The organism is Pseudomonas lundensis, assembly GCF_015377145.2.
GTDB lineage: Bacteria > Pseudomonadota > Gammaproteobacteria > Pseudomonadales > Pseudomonadaceae > Aquipseudomonas > Aquipseudomonas lundensis.
In genome coordinates this window covers 3,965,191-3,976,506 of record NZ_CP062158.2, presented here as the reverse complement: position 1 = coordinate 3,976,506, position 11,316 = coordinate 3,965,191, and the positions used below count along the sequence as shown (strand labels likewise).

The following is an 11,316-nucleotide window of genomic DNA, read 5'->3' as shown; positions in this document are numbered from 1 at the left end:
TCAGTTCCTTGAGCCCATTGCAGAGCGTTACAAAAGCCCGAGTTGGTTGAGACGTAGATGCGCTTCGACGGGGTCGTTGGCCAGGCACAGCCCTGCGATCTCGGTTGTGCTAACGGACAACACGTCGTAATGAATGCGTACCGCCGGACCGGCAATCAACGTCGGGCACTCGATGCCGTTGAGTAATTTGTTCAATGCCTGGGTGTTAATGGTCTTGCTGGAGTACAGCACCACCGCACGCGGCTCCAGCCGCTCAACCGCCAGGCCCAGCTCGCCCACCGGCAAAGGCGCATCGAACATTTCAACCGGGCAATGACTGCTGCTGATCAGCAAGGCGGTGAGCCACAGCTGGGGTTCGAAGGGCAGGTCCGAGTGGTTAACCAGCAGCACCGGCTCGCCTTTGAGCGAACGGTTGTTGTGATAAATGCGCGCGCCCAGCTTGCTGCGCAGCCAGGTGTGAAAGAACACCCGCTCCAGTTGGGCGCCGAACTGCCCTTGCCAGCGCTGTTCCAGTTCATCGAGCAGCGGCATCAACAGTCGCTCGCACAAGGGGCGTGTGGGGTAGAGCGACATGACTTGGTTGAAGCAATCATCGAGGCGGCGCTCGGCCAATTCACTGATGGCTTCAATCAGGGTATGACGCCATACCTGCCAGTCGCTGCCGGGTGCTTCGTCAGACGGACCGGGTGCATCAAGCAATGGCTTGATTTGGCTGACAGCCACGCCGCGGTTAAGCCACAGCACAATCTGCTGGATCCGCTGTATATGCTCTGTGGAAAACAGCCGATGCCCCTTGGCTGTGCGATGGGGCACGATCAATCCGTAGCGACGCTCCCAGGCGCGCAAGGTCACTGCGTTGACCCCCGTAATACGCGAAACATCACGTATGGGCAGCCAACCTTGTGCCAGTGCCTGGCTGTAGTCCGTATCAGGAGTATTGGACATAATCAGGTCGTCGTTCATGGTCAGATGGCATTGCGCAGGCTGAGGTTTTCCGGGTGCGGCTGCAGGTACACCTGACGCGAGATGTAGGGGTCCGGGTGCTGACGGAAGTGATGCTTGAGCAGGGTCAGCGGCACCACTAACGGCACGATGCCCTGCAAGTATTGGCCAATGATCTGCTGGATCTCTTGCTTGTCGGCACTGCTGATGGATTGCTTGAGGTAGCCGCTCAGGTGTTGCAGCACATTGGTGTGCGTGCGGCGGGTGGCACATCGTTTGAGGGCTTTCATCAGCTCGCTGAAGTACTGCGGTGCAATAGCGCGCGGGTCTTGTTTGCCAAGGCTGCCCAGTAAATTGCCCAGGGTTTTGTACTGGACCGGATGATTTGCCATCAGTTGATATTTATACCGGGCATGGAACTCGGTCAGGCTGCGCCGTGTGATGCCTTGTTTGAGCAGCGCTTGCCAGTCCCGGTAGGCGTAGACCCGGGTCATGAAGTTCTCGCGCAATACCGGGTCATTTAAACGACCGTCTTCTTCCACCGGCAGGTTGGGGTGCGCGTCACAGAAGGCGCGGGCGTATATGCCGCGGCCACTGAGTTCGGCCGGGCGGCCACCGTCCTGATAGACCTTGACCCGCTCCAGCCCGCAGGACGGGGACTTCTGCATAAAAATGTAGCCACAGATGTCGGTGTGTTCGGCCGCCATGTCCACCCCGTAGTCATGCAGGGGGCCGGTGACGTCCAGCGCGCTGTCGACACTGCCGACGGCCAGGGGCTGTTGCGGGTTGCCAATCAGACGGATGGGTTGACGGGGAATGCCAAGACCGATGGCCACCTCGGGGCACAGCGGCACAAATTCGAAATGTTCACTCAGGGCCTGGCTGCATAGGCGCGACTCTTTATGGCCGCCGTTAAAGCGAACTTCAGCTCCCAGCAGGCAGGCGCTGATGGCGATTTTCGGTTTGTCATGAGCTGAGACGGCGCTGGCCATGTGATGAACCTCCAAGAATTACTTGTACATCTTTTGTTTGATGTACAACTTAAGGTCATCATAGGCTTGATCTTGTACAAGTCAAATAGCTTGTACAAGTATTGGGTGTTTATGGGGGTATCGCATCCCGAGTAGGCTGCCCACGCCAAGGCCGTGTAGGCAGACGCCGCACGAGGCGGCGTCCGGGGAGCGTGTCCTGCGGGGCGTTATTCCAAATGCTCAAGCAACTTGCGGGCGGCGTCCTGGCCGCTGAGCCAGGCACCTTCGACCCGGCCAGACAAACACCAGTCGCCGCAGGCATATAAGCCCAGGTCTGAGTCTGCCAAAGCGCCCCATTCATGGGCCGTGGCGGGTCGTGCATAGAGCCAGCGGTGGGCCAGCGTAAAAATCGGGGCCGGTGTGGGGAAGTGCATCAACTCGGCAAAGGCGCCGTGCAGTTGCTCAATGACCGCTTCTTTGGGCAGGTCGAGGTTTTGTCGGCTCCAGGCGCTGGTGGCATGCAGCACCCAGGTGTCGGGCTGGTTGTCACGGCCCGGTTTGCTGCTGTTGCGTGCCAGCCAGTCCAGCGGGCTGTCTTGTACAAAACAGCCATCCATTTTGGTCGCCAGAGGGGTTTCAAAGGCCAGCGCCAACGCCCACGTGGGGTCCATCTTCACGCTGGCCACCATGCTGGCCAATTTAGGGGCCACGGCCAGTAACGCCGTGGCCTGTGGCGCGGGAGTCGCGATGATCACATGGCTGAAGGGGCCATGATCCTGACCATCTGCGTCTTGCAGGTGCCAGTGTGCCTCACCCTTGATCAGGTCGGTGATCCGGCAGGAAAAGGTCACGTGGGATTTGCCCAGCAGGCCGCGGGTGATCGCACTCATGCGCGGGCTGCCGACCCAGCGGGTTTGTTCGTCGGGGGAGGGAGTCAACTGGCCATGTTTGTGGTTGTACAGATGCGGTTCCCATTCACTGGCCCAGCCTTTGGCTTGCCAGCGTTGCACTTCTTCGACGAAACGTCGATCGCGGGCAGTGAAGTACTGCGCGCCCATGTCCAGGTTGCCTGCTTCACTGCGTTTGCTGGACATACGACCACCGCTGCCCCTGCTTTTATCGAACAGGTGCACCGTATGACCTGCTGTTTGAAGGGCGTGCGCTGCTGAAAGACCGGCAATGCCGGTGCCGATGATTGCGATGGGTACAGTCATAGTGGCCTCGATTCCTGTTTGCACAGACTACGCCGACGGTAATACCTGTACAAATCTATTTATTGGTATAAGTTTTAGCGTGCTCGCTGGGTCCATCTGGCCTATTCTTATACACAGCCGACGGCGCGACGAATTGGGGCTTTCTCTAAAAATAGACCAGTGCTTGCGATAAAACTTCCTGCGAGGTTGAACAGATGCACATATTGCTGACAGGCGGTACAGGCTTGATAGGGCGCCAGCTTTGTCGTCACTGGTTGGCCCAAGGTCATCGTTTGACGGTGTGGAGCAGACGCCCCGCGCAGGTGAGTGAACTCTGTGGAACAGGCGTCAGGGGCATCGCCACGCTCGAAGAGCTGGGGCAGGACCCCGTGGATGCCGTGATCAATTTGGCGGGGGCACCGATTGCGGATCGGCCCTGGACGCGCAAGCGCAAGATGTTGCTTTGGAGCAGTCGGATCACCCTGACCGAAACCCTGCTGGCATGGCTCGAAAGCCGCGAGCAGAAGCCTTCAGTGCTGGTCTCGGGGTCGGCAGTGGGGTGGTATGGGGATGGCGGTGAGCGCGAGTTGACCGAAGACGCCGCGCCGGTCAGTGAAGATTTTGCCAGTCACCTGTGCATCGCCTGGGAAGAGACCGCGCTGCGTGCGCAGGCATTGGGGATACGTGTGGTGTTGGTGCGCACCGGGCTGGTGTTGTCAGCCGAGGGCGGCTTTTTGTCACGCCTGTTGCTGCCCTTCAAGCTGGCGCTCGGCGGGCCGATAGGCAATGGTCGGCAATGGATGCCCTGGATTCATATCCAGGACCAAATCGCCCTGATTGATTTTCTTGTGCATGAGAATGCGGCAACCGGTCCTTATAATGCCTGCGCCCCGCACCCGGTGCGTAACGCCGAGTTCGCCAAAACCCTTGGCCGCGTGCTGCATCGCCCGGCCGTGATGCCCATGCCCGCGTTTGTATTGCGCGTATTGCTGGGCGAAATGTCGCAGTTGTTATTGGGCGGGCAGCGGGCGACCCCCGCACGCTTGCTCGAAGCCGGTTTCACTTTTCAGTTCACCGATTTGCGAGCGGCACTCGATGATGTGTCCGCCCGCCTCTGAAATAGGATGTTGCATGACCGACCACGCGCTGTTGCTGGTAAACCTGGGTTCACCGGCGTCTACGTCGGTAGCGGATGTTCGCAGCTACTTGAACCAGTTTTTGATGGACCCGTACGTGATCGACTTGCCATGGCCGGTTCGACGCTTGCTGGTGTCGCTGATCCTGATCAAACGCCCCGAGCAGTCGGCGCATGCCTACGCGTCAATCTGGTGGGATGAAGGTTCACCGTTGGTGGTGCTCAGCCGTCGTTTGCAGCAGGCCATGACCCGCGAGTGGAAGCAGGGGCCGGTGGAATTGGCGATGCGCTATGGCGAGCCGTCCATTGAAACCGTGCTGACCCGGCTGGCCGCTCAGGGCATCAAGAAGGTCACCCTTGCGCCGCTCTACCCGCAATTTGCGGACAGCACCGTGACCACGGTGATTGAAGAAGCCAAGCGGGTGGTCAAGGCTAAAAAGCTGCCGATTCAGTTCTCAATCCTGCAGCCGTTTTATGACCAGCCCGAGTATCTGGAAGCGATGGTGGCCAGTGCCAAACCGCATCTGGCGCAGGAATACGACCACCTGCTGCTGAGCTTCCACGGTTTGCCCGAGCGGCACCTGCACAAGCTCGACCCGACCGGTAATCACTGTTTCAAAAATGAAGACTGCTGCCAAAACGCGTCCCCTGCGGTGATGGCTACCTGCTATCGCGCGCAATGCCTGCGTACCGCTGAGTTGTTTGCGCAGCGAATGGGCTTGCCGGACGGTAAGTGGTCGGTGGCTTTTCAGTCCCGTTTGGGGCGCGCGAAGTGGATCGAACCCTATACCGAAGCGCGACTGGATGCGCTGGCCAAAGAGGGCGTGAAGAAAATTCTGGTGATGTGCCCAGCCTTTGTCGCCGACTGCATCGAGACGCTTGAAGAGATTGGCGATCGCGGTCGCGAGCAGTTTATCGAGGCGGGGGGCGAGGAGTTGGTGCTGGTGCCGTGCCTCAATGACAGCCCTGAATGGGCGGCTGCGTTGAATACGTTATGCGAAAGGGCGCCGCTGGCGCTGTGAAATAAAAAACCCTCTCCCGAGGGGAGAGGGTTGCAGGTGACGCAGGCCGGTTTAGATAATCGGCTCGTCACCTTTTTTCTTTTTCCAACTGTCGTTACCCGGCAGGAGCAGGTTCAGCGCTATCGCCACAATGGCGCACAGCGCGATGCCCTTGAGACCGAAGTCTTCAGGGCCCATCCCGGTGCCGATCAGCACACCGCCAATACCGAACACCAACGTGACCGAAACAATCACCAGGTTGCGTGCCTCGCTCAGGTCTACCTGATGACGGATCAGGGTGTTCATCCCCACCGCCGCGATCGAGCCGAACAGCAGGCACAAAATCCCGCCCATGACCGGCACTGGAATGCTTTGCAGCAGTGCGCCGAACTTGCCGATAAATGCCAGGCTGATGGCAAAGATGGCCGCCCAGGTCATGATTTTCGGGTTGTAGTTCTTGGTCAGCATCACGGCGCCTGTCACTTCGGCGTAGGTGGTGTTGGGTGGGCCGCCCAGCAGACCAGCAGCCGTGGTGGCAATACCGTCACCGAACAGGGTGCGGTGCAGGCCGGGCTTTTTCAGGTAGTCGCGACCGGTCACGCTGCCCACGGCAATCACGCCGCCAATGTGCTCAATGGCCGGGGCCAATGCCACCGGGACGATAAACAGAATCGCCTGCCAGTTGAACTCCGGCGCCGTGAACTGCGGCAAGGCAAACCAGGGGGCTGCGGCAATTTTGGCCGTGTCGACCACGCCAAAATAGAAGGCCAGGGCAAACCCCACCAACACACCGGCAATGATCGGAACCAGACGGAAAATCCCTTTACCGAACACCGCCACGATCAGGGTGGTCAGCAAGGCTGGCATCGAGATCATCATGGCGGTCTGGTAGTGGATCAGCTCGGTGCCATCTTCAGCGCGGCCCATGGCCATGTGCGCGGCAATCGGTGCCATCGCCAGACCGATGGAGATAATCACCGGGCCAATGACCACGGGCGGGAGCAGGCGATCAATGAAACCGGTGCCCTTGAGCTTTACCGCGAAACCGAGAAAGGTGTACACGAAACCGGCTGCCATCACGCCGCCCATGGTCGCCGCCAGGCCGAATTGACCCTTGGCGAGAATGATCGGGGTAATGAAAGCGAAACTCGAAGCCAGAAAGACCGGCACCTGGCGCCGGGTCACGATCTGGAACAGCAGAGTCCCGAGACCCGCCGTGAACAGCGCAACGTTAGGGTCCAGGCCTGTAATCAAAGGCATCAACACCAACGCGCCAAAGGCCACGAAGAGCATCTGCGCGCCAGAGAGGATCTGGCGCCAGAGCGGGTCGTTGAACTCGTCCTGCATGTTATGCGTCCTTTTGCTTGGTGCCGAAGATCTTGTCGCCGGCATCGCCCAAGCCCGGAATGATGTAGCCGTGTTCGTCCAGACGGTTATCGATGGACGCTGTGTAGATGGTGACGTCCGGGTGAGCGGCTTCTACCGCAGCGATCCCTTCGGGGGCGGCAACCAGCACCATGGCGCGGATCTCTTTGCAGCCGGCTTTTTTCAGCAGGTCAATGGTTGCAACCATCGAAGAACCGGTGGCCAGCATCGGGTCGATGATCATCGCCAGACGCTCGTCGATTTCCGGTACGAGTTTTTCCAGATAAGTGTGGGCCTGCAGGGTTTCTTCGTTACGGGCAACGCCGACGGCGCTGACTTTGGCGCCCGGGATCAGGCTCAGCACACCTTCGAGCATGCCGATGCCGGCGCGCAGGATAGGCACGACGGTAATTTTCTTACCGGCGATTTTCTCAACGTGGACAGGGCCGCTCCAGCCTTCAATCTCGTAGGTTTCGAGCGTCAAATCGCTGGTGGCTTCATAGGTCAGCAACGCGCCGACTTCCTGAGCGAGCTCGCGGAAGTTCTTCGTGCTAATGTCGGCACGGCGCATAAGGCCGAGCTTGTGACGGATCAGCGGATGGCGGATCTCACGGATAGGCATAGGGAAAAGCTCCGGGGGCAGGCAAAAAAACCGGCCTAGATTAATCTAATCCGGGGTGATGTCCTATAGACATAACAGCACGTTAGTCCATAAATGCTTGATCTGAGCCATGCGGATGCGTACCTTTGCCCGCTTTTCTTGAGCAACCCCCCCTGGAGAGCGTCATGTCTGCTGATCTCGAGCATATCCGTCAAGTCATGCGAGAGGCTGACTGCCTGTACACCGAAGCTGAAGTCGAGGCGGCCATTGCCCGTGTTGGCGCGCAAATCACGGCCGACATGGCCGAGATGAATCCAGTGGTTTTTTGTGTGATGAACGGCGGGCTGATTTTTGCCGGCAAGCTGCTCACGCATTTGAAATTTCCGCTTGAGTCGTCTTACCTGCACGCCACGCGCTACCGTAATCAGACCAGCGGTGGCGATCTGTTCTGGAAGGCCAAGCCGGAAGTGTCGTTCATGGACCGCCATGTGCTGATCATCGACGACATTCTGGATGAAGGTCACACCCTGAGCGCCATTGTGGATTTCTGCAATCACGCTGGCGCACGTCAGGTGCACACGGCGGTGTTGATCGACAAAGAACACGACCGCAAGGCAAGTGCCGGGCTCAAGGCCACTTACGAAGGCCTGCCGTGCATCGACCGCTACGTATTCGGTTATGGCATGGACTACAAAGGCTACTGGCGTAACGCCGCCGGCATTTATGCCGTTAAAGGTTTGTAAACAAGGACGTTGAAACCATGACTACCCCCAGCTTTCTCGATCAGACACTGTTTAACGAACTGGCCGAGAAGGCTGCCGGTAACCCTCGTGGTCGCCAGCACCACAACCTGCATCAGATGCAGGAGCCTTGTCATCGCATGGTGGTGGGCCTGCAACCCGCCACGTACATCCCGCCCCACTGTCACCTGAGCAGCGACAAGGCTGAAACCCTGTTGGTGCTCAGGGGCAAGCTGGGGGTGCTGATTTTTGACGGCAACGGTCAGTTGCTCGAAACGCGCGTGTTGATGGCCGGGGGCGAAAGCCTCGGCGTAGACCTGCCGCCGGGAGTATTTCATGGCCTTGTGGTGCTTGAGCCTGACAGCGTGATGTTCGAGTGCAAAGCCGGACCCTATCGCCCTGTCGGGGATGGCGAACTGGCACCTTGGGCGCCTCGCGAAGGTGAGCCTGAAGTGGCCCAGTACCAGGCCTGGATGCGCGCGCAGTTCGATTGATCCGGGCAATAATGGCTTTTCAATATTAGGTGTTGCTCCTGTCCCTGGCATAAGATTCGCGGTCTGACGATTGCAATCGGAATTGCTTGGCATGCTGGCTATTTTCCTTCAGACCCTGACCATCACTGCGCCCGTATTTGCCATGCTGTTTGTGGGGGTAGTGCTCAAGCGTGTCGGCTGGATCAATGACAGCTTCATCCATACTGCGTCGGCTCTGGTGTTTAACGTCACCATGCCGGCGTTGTTGTTTCTGGGCATTGTGCACGCGGACCTTAATGCCGCCTTGCAGCCTAAAGTCTTGGGCTACTTCACGGTGGCGACCCTGGTGAGCTTCGCGTTGGCCTGGGGCTGGTCGATCTGGCGGTGCCCACGCGAAGACCGTGGCATCTACACGCAGGGCGCTTTTCGCGGCAATAACGCGGTGATCGGGCTGGCGCTGGCCGCCAGTATGTACGGCGCCTACGGCATCTCGTTGGGGGCTGTGCTCGCGGCGCTGGTGATCCTGCTGTACAACACGTTGTCGACCATCGTGCTGGCCGTGTACAGCCCGGTGATCAAATCCGACCCGTGGAGCATCTGCAAAAGCGTGTTTCGCAACCCGCTGATTATCAGTGTGCTGGCAGCCGTGCCGTTTGCTGCATTCAAGATAGTGTTGCCCGGCTGGTTGCAGGCATCCGGGGAATATCTGGCTGCGATGACCTTGCCGTTGGCGCTGATCTGTATCGGCGGCACGTTGTCACTCGCGGCCCTGCGCAAAAGTGGCGATCTGGCCTTCAGCGCCAGCTTGCTGAAGATGATTGGCCTGCCGCTCATTACCACGTGGGGCGCATGGTTGTACGGTTTTCGCGGGCCGGAACTGGGCACGCTGTTTCTGTATTTCGCCAGCCCGACTGCCGCGGCCAGTTTTGTCATGGCGCGCGCCGCCAATGGCAATCATGAACTCGCGGCTGCCATCATCGTGATCACCACGGTGATGGCGGCGGTCACGACCAATATCGGGATTTTTGTCTTGCAGTGGGGCGGCTGGATTTAAGCGTCGTAGCTGTCGATGACTTCTTGCGCTGCCCGAAACGCATCAATGGCCGCCGGAACCCCTGCGTACACCGCGCAATGCAGCAGGGCTTCGCGGATCTCCTCTACGCTGCAGCCGTTGTTCAGCGCGCCGCGCACGTGGCCTTTGAGTTCCTGAGGGCACTTGAGCGCGGTCAGGGTGGCCAGGGTGATCAGGCTGCGGGTCTTGAGGGGCAAGCCTTCTCGGTTCCACACACCGCCCCATGCGTGCTCGTTGACGAAGTCTTGCAACGGCTGCGTGAAGTCAGTGGCGTTGCCCTGGGCGCGGTCCACAAATTCATCGCCCATCACCTGGCGGCGCATTTCAAGTCCGGTCTTTTTATTATTCAAGGGAAGACTCCTTAGTGTTGTCGACGCCACGCGCGCAGGGTACTGAACAGCACATACACCAGCAGCGCCGGCAGGATAAAAAACAGCATCAGGTGTTCGAGTTTTCCGGCCAGCGGCATGCCGGTGGTGAACGACACGACATGCAGCCCGTAGACGAGATACAACCCCAGAAGCAACACGCCTTCTGCCCGCGTGACGCGGTAGCCGCTGTAGAAAATGGGCAGGCACAAGGCCGCGACCCCGAGCATGACGGGCAAGTCGAAGGCCAGGGCGTTCGGTGAAACGGACAGCGGCGCGGGGGACACCAGTGCGGTGATGCCCAGCACGCCCAGCAGGTTGAAGACGTTGCTGCCGATCACGTTGCCCACGGCAATTTCACGTTGTCCGCGAAAGGCGGCAATCAGCGAGGTGGCCAGCTCCGGCAGCGACGTGCACACGGCAACGATGGTCAGGCCGATGATGCGCTCCGACAGCCCCAGCTGCGTCGCGACATCAACCGCGGCGCCTAGCAATAGCCGACCGGCAAGCCCGAGCAGGAGCAGGGCGCAGAGCATCATCAGCACATTGCGCAGCCAGGAATGCTGGGGTTGGTCGTGACTGACATGATGATGGCTGCCATGGCGCGACTGGCGCAGCAACAGGCCCAGGTAGCCTGTCAGGCCGCACAGCAAGATTACGCCGTCCAGCCGGTCGAGTTCCGTGTTGAGGGCCAGGGCGAACACCAGTGCGCTGGCAATCACCATCAGCGGGATGTCCAGGCGTACCAGCTGGCGAGAGACGCGCAACGGGATAATCAGTGCGGAAAGCCCCAGGGTGACCAGCACGTTGAAGATGTTGCTGCCGATCACGCTGCCGACGGCAATGTCCGGGGTGTCATTGAAGGCGGCTTGCAGGCTGACGGTCATTTGCGGGGCGCTGCTGCCCAGTGCGACCACGGTCAGGCCGATCAGCAATGGGCGGACTTTGAGCGTGGCTGCCATGCTGACGGCGCAGCGCACCAGCAGTTCTGCACCGGCGACCAGCAGGCCGAGACCGCAGAGCAATTGCAGCAGGTTCCATGTCGATAACGCGTTCAAGCCCAAATCGCAGCCACTCCCTGATTAATCGCTCAAGCCCTGGATTCGGACATTGGCGGTGCCGCTGCGCAGCATACCCAACTGCCGGGCGGCCTGGCGCGAAAGATCAATCAATCGGCCACGGGTGTGAGGGCCGCGATCATTGATGCGCACCACAACCGATTTGTTATTGCTCAGATTGGTGACCAGGACGCGGCTGCCGAACGCCAGTTGGCGATGGGCGGCGCTGAGGGCGTGCTGATCGAAAGGTTCGCCGCTGGCAGTACGTTTGCCATGGTGGCGGGCGCCGTAATAAGAGGCAACGCCGGTTTTGTCATAGCCGCGCGGGTCTATGTCGTGACTGGCACAACCCGCGAGCAGGCTCAGCAGGGCGCAGGCGCCGAGTAGCTGCTTCATG

13 protein-coding genes are annotated in these 11,316 nt (G+C 59.6%); 5 read left to right on the top strand and 8 right to left on the bottom strand.

Annotation, left to right across the window (positions count from 1 at the left end):
* Positions 1-27: 27 nt before the first annotated feature.
* The 3 genes from IF654_RS18755 to IF654_RS18745 all read right to left on the bottom strand — a co-directional run bounded on the left by IF654_RS18755 (position 28) and on the right by IF654_RS18745 (position 3,127).
* Positions 28-963 carry a MerR family transcriptional regulator gene (locus tag IF654_RS18755; protein ID WP_047273333.1) on the bottom strand — a complete coding sequence of 312 codons (936 nt, stop codon included), beginning with the start codon at positions 961-963 and terminating at the stop codon, positions 28-30.
* A 2-nt stretch (positions 964-965) separates the two neighbouring features.
* Positions 966-1,934 (bottom strand): YbgA family protein, encoded by a 969-nt coding sequence (locus IF654_RS18750; protein WP_047273334.1) that lies wholly within the window; start codon positions 1,932-1,934, stop codon positions 966-968.
* A gap of 206 nt (positions 1,935-2,140) precedes the next feature.
* Positions 2,141-3,127: an NAD(P)/FAD-dependent oxidoreductase gene (locus tag IF654_RS18745; RefSeq protein WP_047273335.1), complete on the bottom strand. Its 987-nt coding sequence runs from the start codon at positions 3,125-3,127 to the stop codon at positions 2,141-2,143.
* Between the two features lie 194 nt (positions 3,128-3,321).
* Here IF654_RS18745 and IF654_RS18740 point away from each other — a divergent pair, with 194 nt between their 5' ends.
* A complete protein-coding gene (locus IF654_RS18740; protein ID WP_047273336.1) occupies positions 3,322-4,224 on the top strand; it encodes a TIGR01777 family oxidoreductase in 903 nt (300 codons plus the stop codon).
* A gap of 13 nt (positions 4,225-4,237) precedes the next feature.
* The gene (hemH, locus tag IF654_RS18735) at positions 4,238-5,263 is read left to right on the top strand and encodes a ferrochelatase (RefSeq protein ID WP_047282070.1); all 1,026 of its coding nucleotides are present in this window, start codon (positions 4,238-4,240) and stop codon (positions 5,261-5,263) included.
* Positions 5,264-5,314: 51 nt separating this feature from the next.
* Here hemH and IF654_RS18730 read toward each other — a convergent pair whose 3' ends face one another.
* Both IF654_RS18730 and upp read right to left on the bottom strand, forming a co-directional pair.
* Positions 5,315-6,589, bottom strand: a complete 1,275-nt coding sequence (locus tag IF654_RS18730; protein ID WP_047273338.1) for a uracil-xanthine permease family protein — start codon at positions 6,587-6,589, stop codon at positions 5,315-5,317.
* Between the two features lies 1 nt (position 6,590).
* Positions 6,591-7,229, bottom strand: a complete 639-nt coding sequence (gene upp, locus IF654_RS18725; RefSeq protein ID WP_047273339.1) for a uracil phosphoribosyltransferase — start codon at positions 7,227-7,229, stop codon at positions 6,591-6,593.
* 164 nt (positions 7,230-7,393) lie between these two features.
* On the opposite strand from upp, the gene IF654_RS18720 reads away from it, so the two are divergent.
* The 3 genes from IF654_RS18720 (at position 7,394) to IF654_RS18710 (ending at position 9,475) form a co-directional block, all read left to right on the top strand.
* Positions 7,394-7,951, top strand: a complete 558-nt coding sequence (locus IF654_RS18720; protein WP_047273340.1) for a hypoxanthine-guanine phosphoribosyltransferase — start codon at positions 7,394-7,396, stop codon at positions 7,949-7,951.
* Positions 7,952-7,968: 17 nt separating this feature from the next.
* Positions 7,969-8,442 (top strand): WbuC family cupin fold metalloprotein, encoded by a 474-nt coding sequence (locus tag IF654_RS18715; protein ID WP_094988009.1) that lies wholly within the window; start codon positions 7,969-7,971, stop codon positions 8,440-8,442.
* A gap of 91 nt (positions 8,443-8,533) precedes the next feature.
* A complete protein-coding gene (locus tag IF654_RS18710; RefSeq protein ID WP_047273342.1) occupies positions 8,534-9,475 on the top strand; it encodes an AEC family transporter in 942 nt (313 codons plus the stop codon).
* On the opposite strand, the gene IF654_RS18705 is transcribed toward IF654_RS18710, so the two are convergent.
* Genes IF654_RS18705 through IF654_RS18695 form a run of 3 tightly spaced genes read right to left on the bottom strand, consistent with a single transcriptional unit; the run spans position 9,472 to position 11,315 of the window.
* Positions 9,472-9,816 (bottom strand): carboxymuconolactone decarboxylase family protein, encoded by a 345-nt coding sequence (locus tag IF654_RS18705; RefSeq protein ID WP_094988010.1) that lies wholly within the window; start codon positions 9,814-9,816, stop codon positions 9,472-9,474. The two genes, IF654_RS18710 and IF654_RS18705, sit on opposite strands and share 4 nt — an antisense overlap.
* Before the next feature lie 38 nt (positions 9,817-9,854).
* A complete protein-coding gene (locus IF654_RS18700) occupies positions 9,855-10,895 on the bottom strand; it encodes a calcium/sodium antiporter (RefSeq protein WP_047275456.1) in 1,041 nt (346 codons plus the stop codon).
* Between the two features lie 48 nt (positions 10,896-10,943).
* A complete protein-coding gene (locus IF654_RS18695) occupies positions 10,944-11,315 on the bottom strand; it encodes a septal ring lytic transglycosylase RlpA family protein (protein WP_047273344.1) in 372 nt (123 codons plus the stop codon).
* Position 11,316 lies beyond the last annotated feature (1 nt).

Coding starts and splice junctions, on each gene's coding strand:
- IF654_RS18755 (WP_047273333.1), bottom strand. CDS start 963: ATGAACGACGACCTGATTATGTCCAATACTCCTGATACGGACTACAGC.
- IF654_RS18750 (WP_047273334.1), bottom strand. CDS start 1,934: ATGGCCAGCGCCGTCTCAGCTCATGACAAACCGAAAATCGCCATCAGC.
- IF654_RS18745 (WP_047273335.1), bottom strand. CDS start 3,127: ATGACTGTACCCATCGCAATCATCGGCACCGGCATTGCCGGTCTTTCA.
- IF654_RS18740 (WP_047273336.1), top strand. CDS start 3,322: ATGCACATATTGCTGACAGGCGGTACAGGCTTGATAGGGCGCCAGCTT.
- hemH (WP_047282070.1), top strand. CDS start 4,238: ATGACCGACCACGCGCTGTTGCTGGTAAACCTGGGTTCACCGGCGTCT.
- IF654_RS18730 (WP_047273338.1), bottom strand. CDS start 6,589: ATGCAGGACGAGTTCAACGACCCGCTCTGGCGCCAGATCCTCTCTGGC.
- upp (WP_047273339.1), bottom strand. CDS start 7,229: ATGCCTATCCGTGAGATCCGCCATCCGCTGATCCGTCACAAGCTCGGC.
- IF654_RS18720 (WP_047273340.1), top strand. CDS start 7,394: ATGTCTGCTGATCTCGAGCATATCCGTCAAGTCATGCGAGAGGCTGAC.
- IF654_RS18715 (WP_094988009.1), top strand. CDS start 7,969: ATGACTACCCCCAGCTTTCTCGATCAGACACTGTTTAACGAACTGGCC.
- IF654_RS18710 (WP_047273342.1), top strand. CDS start 8,534: ATGCTGGCTATTTTCCTTCAGACCCTGACCATCACTGCGCCCGTATTT.
- IF654_RS18705 (WP_094988010.1), bottom strand. CDS start 9,816: ATGCGCCGCCAGGTGATGGGCGATGAATTTGTGGACCGCGCCCAGGGC.
- IF654_RS18695 (WP_047273344.1), bottom strand. CDS start 11,315: ATGAAGCAGCTACTCGGCGCCTGCGCCCTGCTGAGCCTGCTCGCGGGT.